Consider the following 21,633-nt stretch of genomic DNA (forward strand, 5'->3'; position numbering starts at 1 on the left):
TAGCGTTTTCCACCAATAGTCGTGCTGGTCATTGCTGATCGCGTTTGCGGCACGGGGGAAAAATGCAACCGGGCAAGTCAGACTACGAGCATTATTGGGACCCGCTCAGGGCTCTCCTCATGCTGCTTGGCATTCCCTATCACGCCTCCCTCATCTACAGCCATGCCTTGCCATGGGACATCAAGGATTTTGACACCAGCCCGCTCCTGAGCGCGCTTGGCGCCGTGCTCTCCACCTTCCGCATGCCAGCTTTTTTTGTAGTGGCCGGATATTTCTCCACCATGGTCATCGGCAAGAAGGGCAAGATGCGCTGGCTCAGGCAACGTTTCCTGCGCCTCGGCGTGCCCTTTATTGTGGCGGTCCTTCTGCTCGGGCCATTGCAGCTTTTCCTGCTGCAACTGGCCGGCGTCGCCAAGGGCGAGATCCCGGCCGACCGGCTACTGGAGAGCCTGCCCGGCCTGCTGCGTCCGAGCGAACAGTGGATCATGCATCTGTGGTTCCTGCCGGCCCTTATCGTCTATTCCATTCTGCTTGCCGGCCTGTTGTTTCTTACGGAACATAAGCCATTGGCATATGCGAAAGATTGGTTCGACAGCCTGCGGCAGCGACATGTCACACTGTTTTTCGCAGCGCTCTGCACCCTTCCGGTTTTGTGGGAATTGATGATCTACGGATCCGGCCTGCTTGCGGCAAGGACCGGAAGCGGCCTCTTTCTTCTCTATGAACGCGCTTCCGACCCCTATGCGCGCTACCTGCCATTTTTCCTTGTCGGGGCCGTGCTGCACCGTGATCGCGCCCTCTTTCACCGCTTTCGCCAGACGGGTCTTCTCACCGGCATCGTCGCGGCGAGCGCCATAGCAACCGCGGTAACCCTGCGCCTGCAAAATCCCCTTTCGAATTCGGCCCTGCTGGTGCTGGTTTCGGCAATTGCGGCGGTGGCCACGAGCCGTCTGTTGATCGACCTCGCCTGCCGATATTTCGACGGGCCAAACCGCTTTGCCAGACGCATGACGGATGCATCCTTCACCATCTACCTGTTTCACCATCCACTGATTTACGCCTTCGGAACGCTCTTCATCCTGTTCGCGCTGCCGCCGATCCTGGAATTCGCCATCATCGTCGCGGCCACCACAGTGGTGGCCTATATGCTGCATCAGGTGATACGGCTCAGCCCGCTCGTCCTTTTCCTGTTCAATGGCATCCGCAGGCCGAAGGTGGTGGACGATATTGGCACACAGGCCGGCGCCTCCCAAACCCTTCGTTAAGGATGAAGCGCGTATAATCGGCTTGCCTATTCAACTGGAAATGATGGCGTGTGGATCATGGCTATCCTCAACACGGCGGAAAAAGCCTTACCCGCAGGCCTGCGCGCGAAGCTTTCGCCGCTGGTAGCGAAAGTCGCCGTCCTTCTTTCCGGCGGAGATGAGGTTTCCCGTGCGCAGCGCATGGCGCTGGTTGCATTTGCGGTGCGCATCGTCAGCGCCGGCATCGCCTTCATTTCCCAGATCATCCTTGCCCGCCTGATGGGGGAGTTCGAATATGGCCTGTTCGCCTTTGTCTGGGTTCTGGTGATCCTGTTCGGCAACCTCTCCTGCCTCGGTTTTCACACGACCGTCATCAGGTTTTTACCCGGCTACCGTCTGGAGGATGCCCATGACAAGATCATGGGACTGACCTCGACGGCGCGCGTCTTCGCCATGTTTTCGGCCAGCGCGCTTGCGATTTTCGGTTTCGTTTTCCTGTACTTCTTCGGCGAGCGCATCGCCTCCTATTATCTCATTCCCGTGTCGCTGGCGCTGTTCACCCTGCCGATGGTCGCGCTGGGCGATGTGCTGAACGGCACCGCGCGCGCCAATGGCTGGGCGGTTTCCGCTCTCAGCCCCACCTATATTGTCCGCCCGGTGCTGATCCTGCTGTTCATGCTGGTGGCAATCGGTTTCGGCGCGGAAAAAACCGCGACGACGGCCATGCTCACGGCCCTTCTTGCCACCTATGTCACCACGCTTTTCCATTTCATCTTCATGGACCGCCGGCTCAACCGTCATTTCCGCAGCACAGCCCGCAGGGTTCATTTCCGCCACTGGATAAGGTTCGCCTTTCCGATGTTCCTGATCGACGGCATCGGGTTTTTGATGACCAATTCCGATGTGGTGATTGTCGGGCTTTATCTGCCGCCGGATCAGGTGGGCATTTATTTCGCCGCGGCAAAGACCATCGTGCTGATGCAATTCGTGTTTTTCTCCGTGCAGGCGGCAGCCGCCCCGCGTCTGGCCGCCCTGATGTCTGCCAATGACAGGCAGGGGCTCGCCGGTTTCGCCAGCCAGGCCGCGCGCTGGGCCTTCTGGCCGTCGCTCGCCGTTGGCAGCGTGGTGCTTCTGGCCGGCCCGTTCCTGCTATCGCTGTTCGGTCCCGGCTTCGTTCAGGGTTACGAGCTGATGTTCTTCCTTTTCGCCGGTTTCCTCGCCAAAGCGCTGATCGGTCCGGGAGAAACATTGCTGAATATGGCCGGCAAACAAAAATTGTGCGTCGTGCTTTATATTATTATCTTTGGTTGCAACATTGCACTCAACATGGCGCTCATTCCGGTCTATGGTCTGGCAGGGGCCGCGGCAGCGGTGGCGATAGCCATGTGCATAGAAGCTGTGCTATTGCATATTGCCATTCGCCGCACACTCGGGATCGTCCTTTTTGCCTTCAACGATCCCCGGGCGGGCCAAAACACTGGGAAGGCGGTGTAACGATAAGCATGTCCAGCGATCCAAAGAATCCTGATTTTCAGGACCCGCGCATCGCCGCACTGATGGCGTCTGCGGAGCGTGACCGTCCCGTAGCCGACAGCAGCCGACGCGTGGGGCGCGATGGCCGGGAATTCTGCATCTATCCGGGTCAGCTCGGTTACGACATGCAGGAAGAACTCGACTTTCTGTCCAACCGCGTGATGGAGGCGAATGTCTTCTTCACCGGACGGCTTCTCGCACCCGCCATGCCGCGGATCGAGGACAAATCCGTGCGCTTTGCGCTTATTCGCGATGAGAACGGCGCCAGAAGCCGCATGCGCTTCCTGATGCCTTTCACCGTGGAAAAGCCCGGCTTTTCAATCGGCCCTTCCATTATTCGCGTCTGGGCCAATCCGTTCGGGCCGCTTGGTACGCCGCTGGTTGATACCGAAGGGGCCGCCGAAACCCTCGACAATCTTTTCGACGCCCTTTCCGACCGCAACATGCGTCTGCCGAACGTTCTGGTGTTGCCGGATGTTAGGCTGGAAGGGCCCTTTGCCCGCATGTTCAAAGCCATCGCGCTCAGCCGCAACCTGCCGGTGACGACGACAGGCAATTATCACCGGCCGATGCTGGAAAGCCTGCTTGATGGCAGGGCCTACCTGCAAAACGCCCTTGCGCCGCACCATCTGCGTGAAATGAACAGGCAGTGGCGTCAGCTCGAAAAAATTGGGCCCCTCGCCTATACCGTTACCCGGCAGCCGAAGGACGTGCGCTATCGCATGGAGGAATTTCTGGCGCTGGAGGCGAGCGGCTGGAAAGGGCGTAAACGCACCGCGCTGGTCAACGACCGTTATCGCGCCGCCTTTGCCCGCGAGGCGATCACCAATCTGGCAGAAGCCGATGCGGTGCGTATCCACACCATCGATCTCAATGGCAGCGCCATCGCCTCCATGGTCGTCTTCATCACGGCCGGTGAGGCCTATACGTGGAAAACCGCTTTCGACGAGAGCTATGCGCAATTTTCTCCCGGCAAGCTGCTGGTGCAGAAACTGACCGACTGGCATCTGGATGACGCCAATATCCTGCGCAGCGACAGCTGCGCCGTGCCCGATCATCCGATCATGAGCCGCTTCTGGCAGGAGCGCCAGGAAATGGGCACGCTGGTGGTGGGGCTTGCCCAGAACAGCGACCGCGACGTGCGGCAGGTTTCCACGCAGGTGGACATGTACCGCAACACCCGCAACCTCGCCCGCAGCCTGCGGCAGAAGATCCTGTCCTTCGGACGCAAGGGCAATTGATCCGAAGGACGCCGGCGGCGCCCTTCGGAGTTTATGATGCGGGTAAAGCCCGCTTCAGCGCGAAGCCGTCCGGATCATCTTGCACAATTGCGTCAGAGCCGCATCGTATCCGCCGCCCAGAATATCGACACAACGGCGGGCGAGCTTGATCTGCTCGGTCCGCGACATGTCGTTATAGGCCTGTATGACCTGACGCATGGCGCCAGGCGTCATTGGCCCCGATGTGCCGGGATTGTTAGGATTTCCCGGGTTCCCAGGATTTCCCGGATTGCCGGGGTTACCCGGCGAACTTGAGCCGCCAATGCCCAGCCCGACATCAACGCCCACCCCGCTCGAGCCGCCGACATTGGCTCCGACATTGGCATTGACACCGTTCGACCCGCCAACGGAGGCGTTCACGCCCGCATTGACGCCGCTGGAACCGCCGACGGATGCATTCGCATCCGCATTGACCCCATTGCTGCCGCCGACCGAAGCGTTGACATCCGCGCCCAATCCGCCGCCGCTCCTGCCGCCGACATCCGCACTGGCGTTGACACCACCGCTGCCGCCAACGGAGGCATCGACCCCGAGCCCGCCGCTGCCATTGCCACCCACACTGGCATTAACCCCATTTTCACCGCCGATCCCGATATCCAGCGCATGGGCATGGACCGGCAGGATCAGGCAGGCGGACAGTAATAAATTGCGAGAAAAAGCCCTCATAATTTCCTCCCTATGAGTTTGGCCATTCCCGCCCCGCGTGGAAACTCCACCCGGACATCATAATTCAATTAGTAATTGCGTATATTCTAATTTATTAGAGGTACCTAATATTACCTTAATGCCGCAACTGCAGGTGTCGCGATCCGGCACAGCGACCGACCGTAACATTTTGATCGGCGGCCCCGGCAAGGACGCAAAACCGGCCGCGCAAACACGCGCAATTCAAAAGGATAAGTCAGCTTTGGGGTTGCACGCATGGCCCTCGCCATGATAGACGCCGTGGCATTACCACCGTTGCCCCAATGGCGGAATTGGTAGACGCGCCGCACTCAAAATGCGGTTCCGAAAGGAGTGCTGGTTCGATCCCGGCTTGGGGTACCATTTCCAAAAGCGCATTGATTTCTCTAGGCTTTGTCCAGCACCCGCCAGTGAGTTCTTCAACGGCCCCATGCCGGCCGGCAAGCTCACGAAACTTTGCTTGCGCACCCCCCGAATATTGCCAGGCTTTCATTTGCCAGATGCGGCGGACTGGATTAGACGAATCCCGTTACACCCCGTGAGGACCGGCGACTTAATTTCGCCATCACGCCCGCCTTTTTGAAAGCCCGTCCGGGATATCTGCTTCTTCGCGAAGTTTGAGGAAAACAACATGGCCAATGCGACCACCGCCGACAATAGCCGCACGCTCGCCGCTCTCGGCGTCACGGCGGGAATGATCTTCACCGTCGGCTCCGCCCTCGGTTTCCAGCATATTGGCGGTTATACGCCCTGCGCGCTGTGCCTGCTGCAGCGCGATCCCTATTATTACGCCATTCCGCTGGGCATATTGGCCGTTGCAACCAGCGTCTTCAAATTGCCGGTTCAGATCACCCGGGTGCTTCTTGCCCTTATCGGCGTGGCGATGCTTATCGGCGCCGGGCTCGGCGTCTATCACGCCGGCGTGGAATGGGGTTTCTGGGCAGGGCCGATTACCTGCGCCACCGGGGCGCCTTCCATCACCACCAACGCCGGCGATCTCCTGGGTAATCTGAACGCCATCAAGGCACCCTCCTGCAACGACGCGGCCTTGCGGGTGCTCGGCCTTTCCTTCGCGGGCTGGAATGTCATCGCAAGCGTTGCACTTGCGGCAGTCGCCTTTTTTGGCGCGAGCCGTAAAAGCCGGTAAGCGGAAAAACCGCATTGCAGTCCTGAAAACATCAGGGCTGCAGTTCGGTATCCCAGTAAAGATAGTCCATCCAGCTTTCGTGCAGATAATTGGGCGGGAACAGCCGCCCGTTATTGTGCAAATCCTGAACCGTCGGCTGGAAGGGCCTCTGCGCCGGGAACATACCCGCCTGCTTGGGAAGCTTGCTGCCTTTTTTAAGGTTGCAGGGAGAGCACGCCGCAACGACATTGTGCCAGGTGGTTTCACCGCCATGCGCGCGGGGAATCACATGGTCGAAGGTCAATTCGTCCCGCGTGCCGCAATACTGGCATTCGAACTTGTCCCGAAGGAAAACGTTGAAGCGTGTGAAGGCAGGGTTGCGGGTGGGCTGCACGTAAGTCTTGAGGCTGACGACGCTCGGCAGCCGCATGGAAAAGCTGGGGGATGACACCGCGTGATCATATTCTGCAATGATGTTCACACGATCTAGAAAGACAGCCTTGATCGCGTCCTGCCAGGACCATAACGACAAGGGATAATAACTCAGTGGCCTGTAGTCTGCGTTCAGAACGAGCGCCGGCAGGGCCTGTGGTGAAACTGCAATCGTCAAGGGCTTCTCCTGAGCGATTCGGCATCTGCACTTGTATATTAGGTCCGTTGTTACAGGATTGTGAAGCCTATAAATGCAGCGGCAAAGAGCTTAATTTTTGAGCCCCAGAATGGCGTTTTTCGCATTCCTGACGATCGAGCGGCACGGTGACGCCTCCTGGCGACGTGGCACCGCTGGCTGATGCGGCAGGGAGGCGATTCGGCCTTTGCCAGACACAAATCCTTCTCACACCGGATGCAATATCGGTGATATGATTACCCCCGACGGACGCTGAAAAAGCAATGCACGCCGGGCATGGCAAATGTGCGGCGGCGTCATCCATTATTTCGTCCATGGAGGAACGGCCATGACGGTGGGCAGGCAGCAAGCAGCAGCATTGCGCAGGAGGCTTGCGGCCGGCGTTCTGGCCGCCACGATCGGCTTCTCCGCTGGTGCCCATGCGCAGCAATATCAGAATTTCGAAGTGACGCCGGATGGCCGCGGCGGGGCGCAGGGAACGATCGGCGGACGCAATTTCGAAGTTTACCGGAACTACGACCGGCCGCCGGCAAGCAGAGCCTCACCCGATACACAGCGAGAACTCCGACGAGCCGTCCCACAACAGACCTGTATTGTCGATACGGAAGGTCGAACCCGCTGCAAGTGAGCGCGAACCCAATTTTTCAACGCGCTGTAACAAAATTAGATTTCATTAAAATGCAATCTATCGACTTAAACGGCCCGCAAGAATGGGTCGCTATGGTGCCAGCACAAGAGAAGGCAACTGTGCAGGGGCAAGGACATGGCGAAGAGAACAATCCGTCTGGCAACGTTTTTTGCCGTCGCTGCCGGCATGGCGGCGAGCATTGCGACAACGGCATCGGCCGTGCAGCTTGGTGGCCTTGCCCAAAAGCCTGGCGCATCGCGGCCCGGCCTCTTCATGACCACGAGCCGTCCGACCATCGCGCCCATTGCCTTTGCCAAATTCTGTGAAAGCGCCGCCGACCAGTGTATCCGGACTGGTGACCGCGATACGGTGGAGCTGAGCAAACAGAAGCGTGTGGAACTCCAGCGCATCAACGCCGAGATCAACACCTCGATAATCTATGCCAGTGAAGGGGACGGCGAAGACGACTGGAAACTGAACCCGGCAAGCGGCGACTGTGACGATTATGCGGTGACCAAGCGGCAACGCCTCCTGCGCGCCGGCTGGCCTTCCGGCGCCCTGCGCATTGCCACTGCCCGCACGACGGATGGCATAGGTCACGCCGTTCTGGTCGTCAGCACCAGCCAGGGCGATCTGGTGCTGGATAACCGCACCAATGTCGTCAAGCCGTGGAAAGCGGTGGATCTGAAATGGATCAAGATCCAGTCGCACGAGGACCCGCGTGTCTGGCTGAAACTCTAGAACATGTCTTTACGCTGAAACCGCCCTTTCGGACGACAGGCCCGACCGCCGGTTTAAGGCAACGTATCTTTCGGACATCAAAGAGGGTATTCTCTCCTCGCAGGATTGACGCATCCTGCTTTATAAAAGCCGCCTTTCACTGCTTCGTCCAGCGGGTTTTGACGGGTGACCCAGCATCGCGTCAACGCAGCTTTGGCGGGTGATGCGGCAGCCTCTTTCAACGCTCTTGACCTTGTGCAGGAGAGACAGTATCGGCAGCTATGCCCAAGGTGCTCAACTGGATTCGCGGTCGTAAACAACCAGCCTCCCGCGACGACCGGAGGCGGCGCAGAATCGACCTTGGCGACAAGCCAGCCTCCTTTCCGATCTATGCCATTGGCGACGTGCATGGCAGCCTCGACCTGCTTTTGCAGGCGGAGCGGAAAATCCTTGCCGATCTGGGGCCCGACCCCTCTCCCGCGCTGGTCGTTCTCCTCGGCGACTATGTCGATCGAGGGCGCGATTCCCGTGGCGTTCTTGAACATTTGCTGAAGCCACCGCCGACGCCGCTGCGCCGTATTGCACTTTGCGGCAACCATGAGCAGCTCTTCCATGATTTTCTCGAAAATCCGCAGGAGAACATGCACTGGCTGGACTTTGGCGGCCGCCAGACGCTCCTGTCCTACGGGGTCGACATAGACTATTTCCTGCAAAAGGGGCGCTTGAGACTGCAGCCGTTCAGGGATGCTCTGCTCGGCGCAATTCCGCAAACCCACCGCCAGCTTTTATCCAGCCTGCCGATCTATGCCCGGATAGGGTCTTATATTTTCGTGCATGCCGGCTTGAGACCGGGATTGCCGCTGGAGGCGCAGACCGATGAGGACATGCTCTGGATCAGGGAGCCGTTCCTTTCACAAGGGGCCGGGCTGGACCTCGTCGTCATCCACGGCCATACACCGGTAACCGAGCCGGAAACCGGCCCGCAGCGGATCGGCATCGACACGGGTGCATTCACCACGGGCAGGCTTACCGTTCTCAGAATTTCGGATGCGGGCTTACACCTGATTGGTTAAGCGCGTTGCCGCGACCTCAAGACTAGCGGTTTCAACCAATTCGCCTGCCGCTCAGAATATTATCAAGGGTCGTCATTTGCTGGCGATTCCATTCAATGGCGTCCTCAAACGCCCTGTTTCCCAGTTCCTGCCGCTGATCGTGGCTCGAGGCGAGCTGCAGGATCGCGTCGGCGAAACCCCTGTGGTCATCATCGTCCACAATGACCACACCGCGCCGGTATCGTTCCGAAAGCCCCCTCGCGCCCGTGCGGGTGCTGATTGTGGGAACACCGGCAGCCAGGGCATCGAGCAGTTTTATATTGATGCCTGTTCCAAGCGTGATGGGATTGATGGAAAGCGGCGCGCGCGTGAAGGCGTCCTTCACATCATCCACGCGGCCGAGCTTGAGAATGCCCTCTTCATCTTCAATCTTGCCGCATATACCGCCCGCCAGCACCAGACGTATATCCGGCCGGGCAGCCCTTACCAGCGGCATGATGTTCCGGAGAAACCCCTTCAGGGAAATGATGTTGGCGTCATTACCGGAACCGAGAAACAAGAAGTCGCTCGGCGTGAAGTCTTCCACTTTTCCATTGAGATCGAGAATATGGCTGACGGTTGCGAGAGCCGGCGGCTCTTCCCCCAGCCGCTGCCGGAACGCGTGCTCCTCTTCCTCCTGAATGGCGACAACCACATCCGCACGGCGCAATGCCCGGCATTCCACCGCCGGCGGCACCGAAAACCAGTATCCATATTTGTTGGCGGTATGGATGAACGCCTTGTGCCGGTCGGCAAAGGAATCATGGGTGTCGAGAATACGCAGCACGCCCTTCGGCAAACCCAGAAACGCCCTTGAGTGAAACGCATATTCCACAATGACGGCATCGATCCCCAGCCGCTGCTGAATATCGCGAAGCTGCCGGCCCATTTCCGGATAATAGAATTCATCCATCTGGTTATAAAAACCACGCTCGCGGCCAAGCAGCCGGTGGAGCTTGCGAAGGGCTCGAAACGACGTCAAGCCAACCTCGAAACCAAAATCGCCGGGAAGTCGGGTGCTGAGGCTACCCCCCTGCCGGGAAACACGGTGCAGGTGATGCGGCCCGAATTCAGCCTCGTGACCCGCCGCATCGAAATCGGTGGCAATCGTGCCGTCGACATAGATGAAATGCACCTCGTGCCCGAGGCTGCGCACGGCGCGCGTCAGCTGGAGAATCCTGCTCCGCGCGCCTTCATTGGCGGGAACGACCGGAAATGCCGAGACGAAAGCGACTTTCATGAAAGGACTGAAGCACGCGCCGGGAAAGTCTCGAACAGCTGAAAATTCCTCTTCGACATCGCCAGAATTTCCGGCAGTTTTTTCCCGACGTTTTCACGGATTTCGTCGGATTGGTCGATAAATTCGATCAGTGCGCTCTTGATTCCATCCTGCGTAAGGAAGGAAGACGGAGAAAGCAGATCGGCAGCGGACAGACCAAAATGCTGATAGAGCCCTTCGAACTTTCCCTGATAGGCGATGCATATCGCTGGAACGCCTTTGCCGAGCGCCGCAATGGCGAGATGCATGCGCCCGCTGACGAGGCCGTCCAGCTGGCCGGCGACGCCTTTCAAGACGGGCGCTGACCATTTTCCGTCGAGATAACGGACCCTGTCGGTTCTGGACGCAGGCACACGCTCGGCGATAGCCTTGAGATAGGCCTGATCGCCCACATTGTCGCGATAGTCATGCGGGATGAGCAGCCAGCACACCGGCCGGGCATCGACGGCAAATTGCAACGCTTCCGCCGCGTGCCTGATGACCGCCTCGGTCTGCGCGTGGTCGGCGTTTTTGAACAGCATGGGATGCAGGTTGAAACCCATGACCCGGTATCCCTCGGCCCGCTTTCGCGCGATCCATGAACGCGTGCCCTCGTCAGGCTCAGAAGGAACGAGACTGAACGCGGAATCGGAAACGAGCGCCGCATTTGTCTTCGCAAAGGTCTGTAGGCGCTCAAGCGAGATAGTGTCGCGCACCTTGAGCGCGCATTCCGGATGAAGGGAACGATAGAACATTGCCAAGGGGGCATGCGGCGTTTCATTGAAGCTGAAGCCGAGGATGACGTTCTTTATTCCGGCAGCGGCGGCGAGATCCGCACTCGCAAGAAGTTTTGCGCTGACCAGGGGGTGGTAGTATCCATCCATGACATCGGCGCCGACAACGACGACACTATCGTATTGTCTTGTCGCAAACTGCTGCGCCAGGGCCTTTATGAAATCGGGCTTGCCAAAGATATCGACGGGGACAAAACCCCTCTGGTAAGCGGAATCGGCGTAATCCATCCCATCGACAAGGATGTCTATCTCGACATCGGGATTACTCGCACGCGCGTGTTGCAGCGTCGCGGTGATCATCGCATCATCGCCCAACGAGCCAAAAAGCGTGATGGGGTCGCCGGCCACGATCAAAAGCCGGCTTAACCGGTCGCCGGCAGCGGCGGGTTTCATGCCCGCCTTCAACGCCTGCAGATCGTCAAAGAGTTGCCGAAACGCGATATCCCTTCTTCGCCGCTCGATATATTTCACCGCTCTCTGGCGCAGCGGTGCTGGCAGTATTTTTTTTATCAGCTTGCGCATTTGCTTTCCTTTCGGGAAATGATTTTGCCCATGACGAGCGCGATGGCGGACCGGGCCTCGTTCCGCGCGGTCAGCACCAGAAGCAGAAGATAGGCCACGCCGAAAATGGAGCCGAGCAGGATGCCGGATATGAAATCGCCGGCGCCCAGCAGCTTGACCTCGGGACGCATCCATTGAACGAGCAGGAAGCAGAAACCGCTGGAGGCGAAGCTCGGCAGAAGCAGGAGGAATATTCGCCACAGCCCGATGCCAAGCTCCCGGGCGATGAAGAAAAATGTGAAGGGCGTGGAGGTCAGCTGCCCGACGGCATAAACAATGACGATTTCCCTGATGCTATCAGTCGGAACCAGCAGGATCAGCAGGATCGTCGAAACCGCCTTGATGCTTCCGGCAATCAGCACCTTGTTCGGTTTGCCGCGCGCTGAAAGGAAAGGCGCGTTTTGAAACTGAACACATTGCAGCGCGCCAAGCAGAAGCAGCGGTTGCGCCACCCCGTCGGCACCCTGCCATCGCACACCAAATAGCACGTTGCAGATTTCCGGAGCCAATGCCGCGGCGAGCACAAAGACCGGTGTCGAGAAGATCGCCGACATGGTGATCGACTGCTTGTAGAGCGCCGCCATTCGTTCCCGCTCGTGCGATATGCGCGAAAGCACCGTCAGTGAAACGTCATAAAGCGCCGCCTGAAGCAATTGCATCAGAAGTTGATAGAGCCTGCTGCCGACGGTGTAGAGGCCGAAGAGCGCGACCCCGTAATGTCCGAGAATCATGAAATCGATCAGGCGCGTGGCCGCGAAATCGACAATACGAAGGCCGAGCGCCGACGAACCGAAGCGAAGCAGTTCAACGAAAGTGCCGGGGTTGAGGGTGGCGCCCGGCAGCCAGTGCGGCTTTCGCCAGAGCCAGATCAGCGTGACGATGGTGGCGACATAGGTCTGAACGACGAGGCTCCAGACACCGAGGCCGATGATTGCGAAAACAATCGCCACGCCGCCACCGATGATGTTCGATATGAAGGTTCTGATCGCCAGCGGCTTGAAAGCCAGCGCGCGGCGATAATTCACCTCCTGAAACATCGATGCCGTGTTCAGCGGCAGCAATATGCAGATCGCCACGATGACCGGCGCCAGCCCTTCGACCTCAAACCAGCGCTCCAGTTCCGGAGAGAACACGCAGACGGCAATGGCCAGCAATGTCGCCACCGCAACCGAGGCATAAAACGGCAGATTGACGTCGCTGGGCTCCAGATTGCGTTTCTGCACGATCGCATCCGCGAATCCGAATTCCGACAGCATCTGGATCAGCATCAGCACCAGCCCGGCGGTGGCGACCATGCCGTAATCGGTAGGGCTGAGGAAACGGGCGAGGACGATGAAGAGAATGGAGGTGAAAAGCTTGCCGCCCCAGTTCTGGACGATGGACCAGAACACGCCTTTCAGGGCCGCATTGCCTATTGACGTTGCCTCGGACATCAATCCACCACCTGCAAAACCGGCCGCATCAACGCACCGGGCGCAGCGACCGCAAAACAGTCGACGCCCATGCCAGGAAGGCGGAGGCTGCCGTTATTGCTTCCCACCATATGCTCTCTCCTTCGAAGAAAACCGCTGCAACGGACGGGGTCCGTTGCCGGTCTAAGATGCACGCAGGGTTCGGCTTTGCCGGTGGCTCGTCAGGACGTCCTCATAAAGTTTCACATAGTTTTCGCCGACCCGGCGCGAGGTGGATTCCTCGACGATGTTTCCGAAATCGGCCTCCGTCGGCAATTCTTCGCGCGAAAGCGTCAGCACGCGACGAATACGGGCGGCAAGATCCTTGGCGTTGCCCGGTTCGAACAGCCAGTCGTGGTTAGTCTCGCCAATCAGCTCCGGAATGCCGCCGGAGGCTGCGCCGATGACCGGCACACCCATGGCGTAGGCCTCGTAGATCGTGCGCGGTGAAGGCTCGGCCCAGAAGGAGGGAACGATGAGCACATCGATCTCTTCGAAAAACTCCTTCGGCCTTGCCCAGCCGACGAACTCGATCGGCAGATCACCGGCCTGGGCTGTGAAACGCTCGATGGAATCATCCATCGCATGACCGGCGACCAGACAGCGCCAGTTGCCGTGACCGATTTCCTTGAAGGCATCGACCATGTTGCCGACGCCTTTTTCCGTGTTGATGCGGCCGATGTAACCGAAGGTCAGCGGCCTGCCGCTGCGGTCAATCTGCCGGCGGGCGACGGGATCGCCCTCGGGAACCGTGCAGGAATAAAAGATGACGCGGCGCAGGCTTTCCGGAATGTGGTGGAATAGCCCGTGATTGACGTGCGTCTTGAGGATTTCGGTGCCGACGCTTGCGACAGCGCCGATATAACGCTGCGTGAATTTCTTGGTGAAATTCACCACCTGACAGCCGAGATGGAGGTGCTCGCAGGGCTTGCCGCCCTTGAACATGGCGGCATTGCCGCACAGGAGATCATATTCGCAGATCGTGTGAACGATCGGAATGCCGCGCTTATGCGCCGCCCGCCACACCAGCGTCGTCACATCCAGCAGCGAGTGGGTGTTGAGAACGTCAGGTTTGAAATCGTCGAGAACGGCCTCGAACTGCTTTTCGACGTCGAAATTCCATTGCTGCTTGAGCTTCTGCATGCGCCGCTGCTGCGGGGAATATTGCGGCCAATCCTCAAGCCAGAAATCGTTGTTGTGGAACATGCGGTAGACGGAGACGCCGTTGCGCATCGTTTTCGGTTCGGCCTGCCGCTCTATGCAGGCGGCGCCGACCGTATGTCCCATGGAGACGAGTTCCTCGGCGAGATGTTCGACCGAGCGTTCGCATCCACCAACGATATGCGGCGGATAAAGGCTGCTAAGATGGAGAATTCTCATGCGGATACGCTCTATTTTCCTTCATCGAAAATCTATGGCGTCCATCCCGGGCACAGTCGTCTCCGTAAATTCCCGGAGACCAGTGAGACATCTGCAAAATACAAAGAGCCGGAGCGGAACTAATGTTTGAAAATATGAATTACGAAAATCTACTTTTCAAAAAGCACGGGAATTGGCGGCATTTCAAGTGATTTTTTTCGCGGCGCGGTAAAAGCCATGCGGTGTTGCGAAAAGAACTGCTCTCATGTTACGGTTTAGCCACTTTAAAGTGCAGGCAAGCGGGAGCAATCGGCTCCGTTGCGGCTGATGACAATACTACATTTGATAATATCTGTTTTATTTCAGAGACATGGATTTTTGAGCGACCGTAAATGCCAAAAACTTCCAGGACATTCTGATCTCGAGATGCGGACAGCCGTGATCGTCATTTAAACGGCGACATCCATGTGATGGCGCTTGCTTATACTCTCTCCGGACGTACCAGGAGGCGCAGATGAATGGAAAACAGCCGATCGCCATGGGTGGCCTGACGCGGCGCAACCTGCTTTCAGCCGCACCCCTTGCATTGGTCGCCGCCTCCGGTTTGCAGGCCATTCCCGCACGGGCGCAGCCGGCTGCTTTCGCCAATACCGAAGCCTTTCTGGACAGCATAGGGGTGTGTGGCCACTTCACCCGCACCACAGGCGTCTATCCGGAACAGTTCGACCGGATCATGCCCGAGATCGAAGCACTGGGCGTCCGGCATCTGCGTGATGACGGGCTCATCGCCGCCAGAAACAGCCCCGTCTTTCAGCGGCTGCGCCGGATCGTGGCGGCGGGCCTTCGCCTCACCATCATATGTTACGACAATCTCAACCCTTATGTCTCCACGCCGCTCGACAGGCTTGCGGATTTCTACGACTGGTCCGACGCGGGTATCGATATTTTCGAGGGCAGCAATGAACCGAACCTGACGAAGGATCCGCAAAACGCCCCGCGCATTTCGGCGGAGCATCAGGCCGCCCTGCACGCCGCCGTCCGCTCGATTCCGCGACTGAGCGCGGTGCGCGTTGCGGCGCCAAGCTATGTCCTTGAGAACAGGGCGCTGGCATTGGACCTGAAGGATGTCTGCGACTACGGCAATATCCACCCTTACGCGGGCATGGAGCACCCCGAAACGACCGGTCCGGGGGCGCTCTCAAAATCCGTTGCCGCTTCGGCGCATATAGCAGCGGGCCGGCCGGTGCTCGCCACGGAGATGGGCTACCATACCTCGCTGCAAACCGAGACCTTTCATTTCCCCGTCACCGAAGGCATCAAGGCACGCTATATGCCGCGTATGCTGCTCTGGTGCTTCATCAGCGGTATCCGCCGGTCCTATATCTATGAAATGGTTTCAAGCTTTGCTGCGGATGAGACAAACCCGGAATCCTCCTTCGGTCTCCTGCGCCATGATCTGAGCCGCACCCCCGCTTACGAGGCCGTTCGCGCCCTTCTTTCCCTCTGCAAGGCAGAACGGCAAACCGGGCAGGAGGAACGGCAGATCGATTTCCTCACGGCCGATCCCCAAAGATTGTCCCTGCATCTCGCAAGGCCGGACGGTGCTTTGCTCGTGCCGGTCTGGCTTGGAATTTCCGGCTGGCAATGGCCTGCGCGGATCGAAAACCCGCCCGCCGAACGGGTTGCGACATTTTCGGTGGCCGGCCAGCACAGTCACGTTGTCGCACACCGTTTCCGCGATGACGGCTCCGTGAGCCAGCAGACAATAACGCAGGAAAGCGGGCAATACCGGCTTTCGGTCAGCGACCAGCTTACCGTTCTGGAAGTTTTCTGAGCGGTGCGGAGGAAATGCCGCATCGCAAAATTGTGTGTATCGCGTCGTGCTGTTGCATGCTAGCCTGCTTGAATGATGGACTTCTGCGCCGCAACGGCGGGCGCAATATATTACTAAATATATCTTTATTTTTATAGATTGACGATGATGAAAAACTTTAAAGAAGCGCCCGCTGCCGGGGCGCAGCGTCTCGATGTTCTTCAGGTAATGCGCGCCGTCGCGGCAACCATGATCGTTGCGTTGCACGCTGATGTGAACTGGCAATTCACGCTTTTCCCGCTGCATCTGCTGAGGCTGGGCGGCGGTGTGGACCTGTTTTTCGTCATTTCCGGCTTTGTCATCGTTTATGCGTCGCGGCCCTATTTTGCAGCGCCAGGCGGCCGTTCCGCCTTTCTGCTGCGCCGGTTCCTGCGCATCGTCCCGCTTTACTGGTTTGTGCTGACCCTGCGGCTTGCCATGGCCGCCAGCGTGACCCTTATCAGCGCCAAGGCCTTTCCGCCGTTACAGTCGATCCTCACTTCCTATCTGTTTATTCCCTATGACAGCATGGGTTACGGCGACGCCTATCCGTTTCCGCTGATCGATCTCGGCTGGACGCTGAATTACGAAATGTTCTTTTACATCGTTTTTGCGGTGTTCATCTTCCTGCCGCTGGAGCGCGCGGTATTCACGACAGCCGCCGTGCTGTTTACCGCCGTCATGGTCGGCTTCACCTTCGATCTCGGCCTGCCGTTCAGCTTCTGGTTTCAGCCGATCATTCTCGAATTCGTCGCAGGCATGTTCATTGCGGTCCTCTTCCTGCGAGGCGTCCGCCTGCCGCCCCTGCTCGGGCTCGCAACGGCGCTGTGCGGCCTGGCGATCTGGATGCTGACCGATCTGAGCAGGATTGGGTTCCAGTGCGATCCGGGCTGTTACTCGTTTTCGCGGCTGCTCGTTTTCGGCGGCGGCGCAATTCTGCTGATGGCAGCGGCGACCCTGACCAGAAACATCTCCCTGCCCCGTTTCGCGCAGCCGCTGGCAAAACTCGGCGATTCATCATATGCGCTTTATCTGCTGCACCCCTTTATCTTCCGGGGCTTCAAGATCGCGCTCGGCGGCGTCACTTACCCGCCGGAGTGGAGCAACGTCGTTTATCTCGTCATCGTCGTCAGCACCGTCGCCATAGCCCACGCCTTCCACGTCCTTGTCGAAACACCGGCCAATATCTGGCTGCGTGACCGGCTGATAACATCACCACGGAAAGTCGCCGTGTCCTGAATAAAACAGAGAAGGCAAGGGCGGCGGCCGTTAACAATAGCTGAGGGTTTCCGCTGCGGGTTTATTTTAGCGCTTGATCCTTTGCTTGGGCTGTGCGATTTAAAAAGAAATTTTAGATGTTGGGTAACCATCCCCAACGTTGGATGTATTTAAAGTAGTATTTTAAAAGATTTGGAGAGTTGGATGCCCCGCATTCGTAACGGCTCGATGCTCGTTGGTGCGATGTTTGTTGCCAGCATGGGTCTCTTTTCCACTGTCGCCAACGCACAAAACGTGGATTCCGTGCCACCGGCCGCCGCGCAGCAGACCCCTTCGGTCGAAAGCGCCGCAACAGGCGCGCCCGTCAAAGCCACCGATGAAACCACCGCTGCATTTCTTGCCCGCGTCAACACCACCAATCCGGACACGGTTTCCATTACCGCGGCTGAACTGTTCAAGCAGTCTCCGACGCAGGGAATGATCAAGGATCTGGTCACCATCGCTTCCAGCACGGATGCGGCAACGGTCGACGTGACCGAAAAAGTGACGAGCGGCTTTCCGATCATCGCGGTTTCCACCAGCGCGGCACAGTTTTCCGAACAGCTTTCCGCCCTGATCCTGAGTGATTCCGGCCAATTGCCAACCATCGTCGCACTGGCCCAGAAGGTCGGCAACAAGGACTTTTCCGAAGTTGTCGGCGAAGGCCTGGCACTTGCCCACGCCACCGCAATGCGCAATGGCAATACGATACTTGCGGCCGCCATCCAGTTGCAGACAAAAGGCGCCAACGTGCCCGCCGATCTTCTCATTGCCTTTAGCGAGAATATCGAGGGAACGGCTGCCGGCCCGGCCGCTCCTGCGGCTGCCGCGGCGGCTGCATCGCCGATCGGCGGCGCCGGCTCCTCGCCGGCCAGCGCCAACAGCATCGGCGGTTCGGGAACCGCAGGTGTCGCAGGCGGCACCGCACAGGCAGGTGGCGGGAGCGCACCCGTCGGCGGTGGCGGCAGCGGTGGCGGCGGAACAACAGGCGGCACGGGCACGTCGTTCTTCACCACGATCAATAACTTCTTCTCGACCGGCAGCACCACCACGCCTGTCAGCACAAGTCCCGTTTGAGTTTGGCTTATTTGACTTCCCGAGAGGGAAGGCTGCCGCCAGTTCTGTGATGCAACCGTGACTTGGCAGGCCTTGCGCCTGCCGAAAAGAGCGAGGCTGACAGTTGTTGCAAAGGCACGATCCCCTGACGATGGCCGATTACGATAAAAGCGGGCTGACGGCCGAGTTTATCGACATCGATGCCGCTCTTGCGATAATCCGCCGGCAATGGCGCATCGTCCTTGCCGCGATCGCGGTTGCCGGGGCAATCGGCCTCGCCTTTGCCGCGACGGCCGTGCCGGTCTATTCGGCTACGGCGACCCTGCTGATCGACCGCAACAATAGCCAGATTGTCGAACAGCTTTCGACGATCGGCGGCGTCATAGAGGATGAGGCCTCTATTCTGAGCCAGGTCGAGGTCCTGCAATCGGAAACCATCGGGCTTGCCGTTGTCGATAGTCTCAAACTCACGGAAAATCAGGAATTCAGGGCAACGCGTGCGTCGCTTCTGAGCTCGATATTTGGCACTATCCGTTCGCTCGTCAACGTTTCGCAATGGTTCTCGCCGGCAAAAAAAGAGTCTGTTGTTGACGATGGAACCCTGAAGAGATCGCTGTCGGACCAGCTGCTTAACGGCCTCAGCGTCAAGCGCATCGGCCGAACCTACGCGCTGGAACTCACCTATAATTCGACATCGCCGGTTCTCGCCGCTCAGATCGTCAATGCCGTGGCCTCGGCCTACCTGCTGGACAAGCTGAACTCCAAATACGAGGCGACGCGGCGGGCCAGCGACTGGCTGTCCGACCGTATTGCGGAACTGCGCCAGCGCGCGCTTGATACCGATCTTGCCGTGCAGAAATTCCGGGCCGAACATAATCTGATCTCGACCGGCAATAACAGCCTGCTTTCCGATCAGCAGCTGGCCGAATCCAATAGCGCCCTCATTCTGGCGCAGTCGGAGACGGCAAAGGCGCGGGCGCGCGTGCAGCGCATCGAGCACATTCTCGCCACCGACGATGTCGACGGGGTCGTCACCGATATTCTCGACAGCTCCGTCGCAAACGATCTGCGCAAGAAATACCTTGAGTCCTCGAAGATCGAGGCGGAAATCACGAGACGCCTCGGCAGCAACCATATTCAGGCCGTGCGTCTGCGCAATGAAATGCAGGAATACCGGCGGTTGATGTTCCAGGAAATCAGCCGCATCGCGCAGAGTTACAAAAGTGATCTGGAGGTTTCGGAAGCGAAGGAAAAATCGCTTGCCGAGAGTGTCGCCAAAGCAACCGACATCAGCAACTCGGCCAGCGAAACACAGGTTCAGCTGCGCGAATTGCAGCGCGAAGCCGAAACCTACAAGAACATGTACCAGACGTTCCTGCAGCGTTATCAGGAAGCGATGCAGCAGCAGTCCTTCCCCGTGACGGAAGCGCGCGTGATTTCCAAGGCGATGCCGCCCAGGATTCCGAGCAAACCGAACAAGCCCATCATTCTGGCGCTGTTCATGATCATGGGTGCGGCAGCCGGCGGCGGTATCGCCATGTTCCGCGAATTCCGCGATCGGTTTTTCCGTACCGGCGAACAGGTTCGCGATGTCCTCGGACTGGAATTCCTCGGCAATACCCCGCTGATCCCGAACAAGCCGGCGACAGAGGCTCCGGAAAGCGGCCATCCCGGGCTGACGCTTCCCACCAGCGTTGCGCGTTACGCGATTGACCACCCGCTCTCCTCCTTCGCTGAAACCCTGCGCAGCACCAGACTTGCCATCGATCTCGGCATTTCCGCCAAAAGCGGGGCGCGGATTGTCGGTGTTGTCTCGGCCTTGCCGAGCGAAGGCAAATCCACGATCTCCATCAATCTGGCGCAGCTGCTCGCCGGGCAGGGTTCGCGGGTCCTGCTGCTGGATGCCGACATTCGCAATCCAGGCGCCACGCGCGCCATGGCGCGCCACGCCAGCGAAGGTCTGCTGGAGGTCTTGCTGGAAGGCCGCAGCGTGCAGGATGTGGTGCTTCGTGACGAAAAGACAAAGCTCGCTTTCCTGCCCACAGTGGTCAAGCAGCGTGTCCCTCATTCCTCCGAACTGCTGACCTCGGCGCAAATGCACAAGCTGCTGGCTGAAGCGAGCAACGCTTTCGACTACATCATCGTCGACCTCCCGCCGCTCGGGCCGGTGGTCGATGCGCGCGCCATGGCGGGACGGATCGATGGTTTCATCTTCGTCACGGAATGGGGCAAGACCGCTCGCAGGGCGGTGCGGAACACGGTGGAAAATGAGGTCCATATCCGCAAGAAGTGCCTCGGCGTCATCCTCAACAAGGTGGACACCGAAAAGCTGAAGCTTTATCGCGCCTATGGTTCAAGCGAATATTATCATTCGCGCTATACACGATATTACCATGACTAGGCGTGGCGGCGTGATGCGCCTGCGGAAAATCCTCGCGGTCGTACCGGTCCTCGTCATTTCCGTCTTTGTCCTGTCCGTCGCGGCGCAGGCATTTTCCCAAAGCCGGCGTTTTTCCGATATCGTCGCATTGGCAAGGATCGCCGATGAAAATAACGGTCTTGCACCTGAACTGCTTGCAAAAACCGTCGCTGAACTTCACCCCGTCATCACCGAAAAAATCTGCCGTTCGGATATCGTCAAAGCCGGGCTAAGGCTCGTTCTGGCCGATCTCGATGCAAATGGCGCCGATCCGGCATCCGATTCCGGCGCGGCGCGCCTCGGTTTTGCCGAGACCTTTATTCGCCATTCGCTCTCCTGTTTTCCCGCAAATGGCGATGTCTGGCTGCGTCTTGCCATGGTTCGTTCGCTGCGCAACGCCTCGCCCATGGAAGTCGCCGTGCTGATGAATTTCTCCCAGCTCTACGGGCCCGCCGATGCCAATCTGATCCGTGGGCGTTTCGTGATGTGGCAACAATTTCCGAAAAACACCTTGCCCGAGGCCGAAGCGGCCCGCGAGGCGGACACGGCCATCGTCTGCGGCAGGCAAGGAGAAATCCTGCGATGGACCCTGGCGGAAGTCTGCCCAAAGCCGCCATCGGAAGGCGCGACACGCCTGACGCTGCCATGATCTGAAACGGCGAGAGAACAAAACCCTGTCCGTCATTCGGGCA

18 protein-coding genes and 1 tRNA gene are annotated in these 21,633 nt (G+C 58.7%); 13 read left to right on the forward strand and 6 right to left on the reverse strand.

The genetic code is table 11. The annotated features are described in order from the left end of the window. The first annotated feature begins 62 nt into the window (after window positions 1–62). From mdoC to QRN60_RS17080, 3 genes are read left to right on the forward strand one after another with little or no spacing between them, the layout of a single operon-like run. Entirely contained in the window at window positions 63–1,265 is a 1,203-nt protein-coding gene (gene mdoC / locus QRN60_RS17070) for a glucans biosynthesis protein MdoC (RefSeq protein WP_112295560.1), read from the forward strand. A gap of 57 nt (window positions 1,266–1,322) precedes the next feature. After that, the gene (uppV, locus tag QRN60_RS17075; protein ID WP_111780451.1) at window positions 1,323–2,738 is read left to right on the forward strand and encodes a Wzx-type polysaccharide biosynthesis protein UppV; all 1,416 of its coding nucleotides are present in this window, start codon (window positions 1,323–1,325) and stop codon (window positions 2,736–2,738) included. Between the two features lie 8 nt (window positions 2,739–2,746). Then, entirely contained in the window at window positions 2,747–4,018 is a 1,272-nt protein-coding gene (locus QRN60_RS17080) for a GNAT family N-acetyltransferase (RefSeq protein WP_003507069.1), read from the forward strand. Between the two features lie 54 nt (window positions 4,019–4,072). On the opposite strand, the gene uppQ is transcribed toward QRN60_RS17080, so the two are convergent. Then, a complete protein-coding gene (gene uppQ, locus QRN60_RS17085; protein WP_284765940.1) occupies window positions 4,073–4,723 on the reverse strand; it encodes a polysaccharide biosynthesis GNAT family N-acetyltransferase UppQ in 651 nt (216 codons plus the stop codon). 296 nt (window positions 4,724–5,019) lie between these two features. On the opposite strand from uppQ, the gene QRN60_RS17090 reads away from it, so the two are divergent. Continuing rightward, window positions 5,020–5,104, forward strand: a tRNA-Leu gene (locus QRN60_RS17090). A gap of 268 nt (window positions 5,105–5,372) precedes the next feature. Further along, entirely contained in the window at window positions 5,373–5,888 is a 516-nt protein-coding gene (locus QRN60_RS17095; protein ID WP_003507073.1) for a disulfide bond formation protein B, read from the forward strand. Window positions 5,889–5,919: 31 nt separating this feature from the next. Here QRN60_RS17095 and QRN60_RS17100 read toward each other — a convergent pair whose 3' ends face one another. Then, entirely contained in the window at window positions 5,920–6,477 is a 558-nt protein-coding gene (locus QRN60_RS17100; RefSeq protein ID WP_003507075.1) for an HNH endonuclease, read from the reverse strand. A 346-nt stretch (window positions 6,478–6,823) separates the two neighbouring features. On the opposite strand from QRN60_RS17100, the gene QRN60_RS17105 reads away from it, so the two are divergent. The 3 genes from QRN60_RS17105 (at window position 6,824) to QRN60_RS17115 (ending at window position 8,916) form a co-directional block, all read left to right on the forward strand. Then, window positions 6,824–7,123 (forward strand): hypothetical protein, encoded by a 300-nt coding sequence (locus QRN60_RS17105; RefSeq protein WP_162996185.1) that lies wholly within the window; start codon window positions 6,824–6,826, stop codon window positions 7,121–7,123. Window positions 7,124–7,258: 135 nt separating this feature from the next. Further along, a complete protein-coding gene (locus QRN60_RS17110; protein WP_080864801.1) occupies window positions 7,259–7,864 on the forward strand; it encodes a transglutaminase-like cysteine peptidase in 606 nt (201 codons plus the stop codon). A gap of 260 nt (window positions 7,865–8,124) precedes the next feature. Beyond that, window positions 8,125–8,916 carry a metallophosphoesterase family protein gene (locus QRN60_RS17115; protein ID WP_080866917.1) on the forward strand — a complete coding sequence of 264 codons (792 nt, stop codon included), beginning with the start codon at window positions 8,125–8,127 and terminating at the stop codon, window positions 8,914–8,916. A 31-nt stretch (window positions 8,917–8,947) separates the two neighbouring features. On the opposite strand, the gene QRN60_RS17120 is transcribed toward QRN60_RS17115, so the two are convergent. From QRN60_RS17120 to QRN60_RS17135, 4 genes are all read right to left on the reverse strand, one after another. Then, window positions 8,948–10,174 (reverse strand): glycosyltransferase family 4 protein, encoded by a 1,227-nt coding sequence (locus tag QRN60_RS17120; protein WP_112295558.1) that lies wholly within the window; start codon window positions 10,172–10,174, stop codon window positions 8,948–8,950. Further along, window positions 10,171–11,508, reverse strand: coding sequence for a polysaccharide pyruvyl transferase family protein (locus tag QRN60_RS17125; RefSeq protein WP_112295557.1), 1,338 nt, complete (start codon window positions 11,506–11,508; stop codon window positions 10,171–10,173). Before QRN60_RS17125 ends, QRN60_RS17120 begins: the two co-directional genes overlap by 4 nt. Further along, a complete protein-coding gene (locus tag QRN60_RS17130; RefSeq protein WP_003507087.1) occupies window positions 11,496–12,980 on the reverse strand; it encodes a lipopolysaccharide biosynthesis protein in 1,485 nt (494 codons plus the stop codon). Before QRN60_RS17130 ends, QRN60_RS17125 begins: the two co-directional genes overlap by 13 nt. A 162-nt stretch (window positions 12,981–13,142) precedes the next feature. After that, complete coding sequence (locus QRN60_RS17135) at window positions 13,143–14,378, reverse strand: glycosyltransferase family 4 protein (protein WP_112295556.1); 1,236 nt, start codon at window positions 14,376–14,378, stop codon at window positions 13,143–13,145. A 493-nt stretch (window positions 14,379–14,871) separates the two neighbouring features. Here QRN60_RS17135 and QRN60_RS17140 point away from each other — a divergent pair, with 493 nt between their 5' ends. From QRN60_RS17140 to QRN60_RS17160, 5 genes are all read left to right on the forward strand, one after another. Further along, complete coding sequence (locus QRN60_RS17140; protein WP_112295555.1) at window positions 14,872–16,191, forward strand: hypothetical protein; 1,320 nt, start codon at window positions 14,872–14,874, stop codon at window positions 16,189–16,191. A gap of 144 nt (window positions 16,192–16,335) precedes the next feature. Continuing rightward, a complete protein-coding gene (locus tag QRN60_RS17145; protein ID WP_060724991.1) occupies window positions 16,336–17,448 on the forward strand; it encodes an acyltransferase family protein in 1,113 nt (370 codons plus the stop codon). 183 nt (window positions 17,449–17,631) lie between these two features. Beyond that, window positions 17,632–18,543 (forward strand): hypothetical protein, encoded by a 912-nt coding sequence (locus tag QRN60_RS17150; protein ID WP_112295554.1) that lies wholly within the window; start codon window positions 17,632–17,634, stop codon window positions 18,541–18,543. 130 nt (window positions 18,544–18,673) lie between these two features. Continuing rightward, window positions 18,674–20,923 (forward strand): polysaccharide biosynthesis tyrosine autokinase, encoded by a 2,250-nt coding sequence (locus QRN60_RS17155; RefSeq protein WP_112295553.1) that lies wholly within the window; start codon window positions 18,674–18,676, stop codon window positions 20,921–20,923. A gap of 13 nt (window positions 20,924–20,936) precedes the next feature. After that, on the forward strand, window positions 20,937–21,590 hold the full coding sequence (locus QRN60_RS17160; protein WP_020811394.1) for a hypothetical protein: 654 nt from the start codon (window positions 20,937–20,939) through the stop codon (window positions 21,588–21,590). Window positions 21,591–21,633: the final 43 nt, after the last annotated feature.

This window comes from Agrobacterium sp. CFBP2214 (assembly GCF_030209895.1).
Taxonomy (GTDB): Bacteria; Pseudomonadota; Alphaproteobacteria; order Rhizobiales; family Rhizobiaceae; genus Agrobacterium; species Agrobacterium radiobacter.

What these genes read in the sequence shown, in the direction of transcription:
- QRN60_RS17130 (WP_003507087.1), bottom strand. Translation starts at nt 12,980, where the DNA reads ATGTCCGAGGCAACGTCAATAGGCAATGCGGCCCTGAAAGGCGTGTTC.
- QRN60_RS17145 (WP_060724991.1), top strand. Translation starts at nt 16,336, where the DNA reads ATGATGAAAAACTTTAAAGAAGCGCCCGCTGCCGGGGCGCAGCGTCTC.
- QRN60_RS17120 (WP_112295558.1), bottom strand. Translation starts at nt 10,174, where the DNA reads ATGAAAGTCGCTTTCGTCTCGGCATTTCCGGTCGTTCCCGCCAATGAA.
- QRN60_RS17160 (WP_020811394.1), top strand. Translation starts at nt 20,937, where the DNA reads ATGCGCCTGCGGAAAATCCTCGCGGTCGTACCGGTCCTCGTCATTTCC.
- QRN60_RS17135 (WP_112295556.1), bottom strand. Translation starts at nt 14,378, where the DNA reads ATGAGAATTCTCCATCTTAGCAGCCTTTATCCGCCGCATATCGTTGGT.
- QRN60_RS17095 (WP_003507073.1), top strand. Translation starts at nt 5,373, where the DNA reads ATGGCCAATGCGACCACCGCCGACAATAGCCGCACGCTCGCCGCTCTC.
- QRN60_RS17110 (WP_080864801.1), top strand. Translation starts at nt 7,259, where the DNA reads ATGGCGAAGAGAACAATCCGTCTGGCAACGTTTTTTGCCGTCGCTGCC.
- QRN60_RS17155 (WP_112295553.1), top strand. Translation starts at nt 18,674, where the DNA reads ATGGCCGATTACGATAAAAGCGGGCTGACGGCCGAGTTTATCGACATC.
- QRN60_RS17115 (WP_080866917.1), top strand. Translation starts at nt 8,125, where the DNA reads ATGCCCAAGGTGCTCAACTGGATTCGCGGTCGTAAACAACCAGCCTCC.
- uppQ (WP_284765940.1), bottom strand. Translation starts at nt 4,723, where the DNA reads ATGAGGGCTTTTTCTCGCAATTTATTACTGTCCGCCTGCCTGATCCTG.
- QRN60_RS17080 (WP_003507069.1), top strand. Translation starts at nt 2,747, where the DNA reads ATGTCCAGCGATCCAAAGAATCCTGATTTTCAGGACCCGCGCATCGCC.
- QRN60_RS17140 (WP_112295555.1), top strand. Translation starts at nt 14,872, where the DNA reads ATGAATGGAAAACAGCCGATCGCCATGGGTGGCCTGACGCGGCGCAAC.
- mdoC (WP_112295560.1), top strand. Translation starts at nt 63, where the DNA reads ATGCAACCGGGCAAGTCAGACTACGAGCATTATTGGGACCCGCTCAGG.
- uppV (WP_111780451.1), top strand. Translation starts at nt 1,323, where the DNA reads ATGGCTATCCTCAACACGGCGGAAAAAGCCTTACCCGCAGGCCTGCGC.
- QRN60_RS17150 (WP_112295554.1), top strand. Translation starts at nt 17,632, where the DNA reads ATGCCCCGCATTCGTAACGGCTCGATGCTCGTTGGTGCGATGTTTGTT.
- QRN60_RS17105 (WP_162996185.1), top strand. Translation starts at nt 6,824, where the DNA reads ATGACGGTGGGCAGGCAGCAAGCAGCAGCATTGCGCAGGAGGCTTGCG.
- QRN60_RS17125 (WP_112295557.1), bottom strand. Translation starts at nt 11,508, where the DNA reads ATGCGCAAGCTGATAAAAAAAATACTGCCAGCACCGCTGCGCCAGAGA.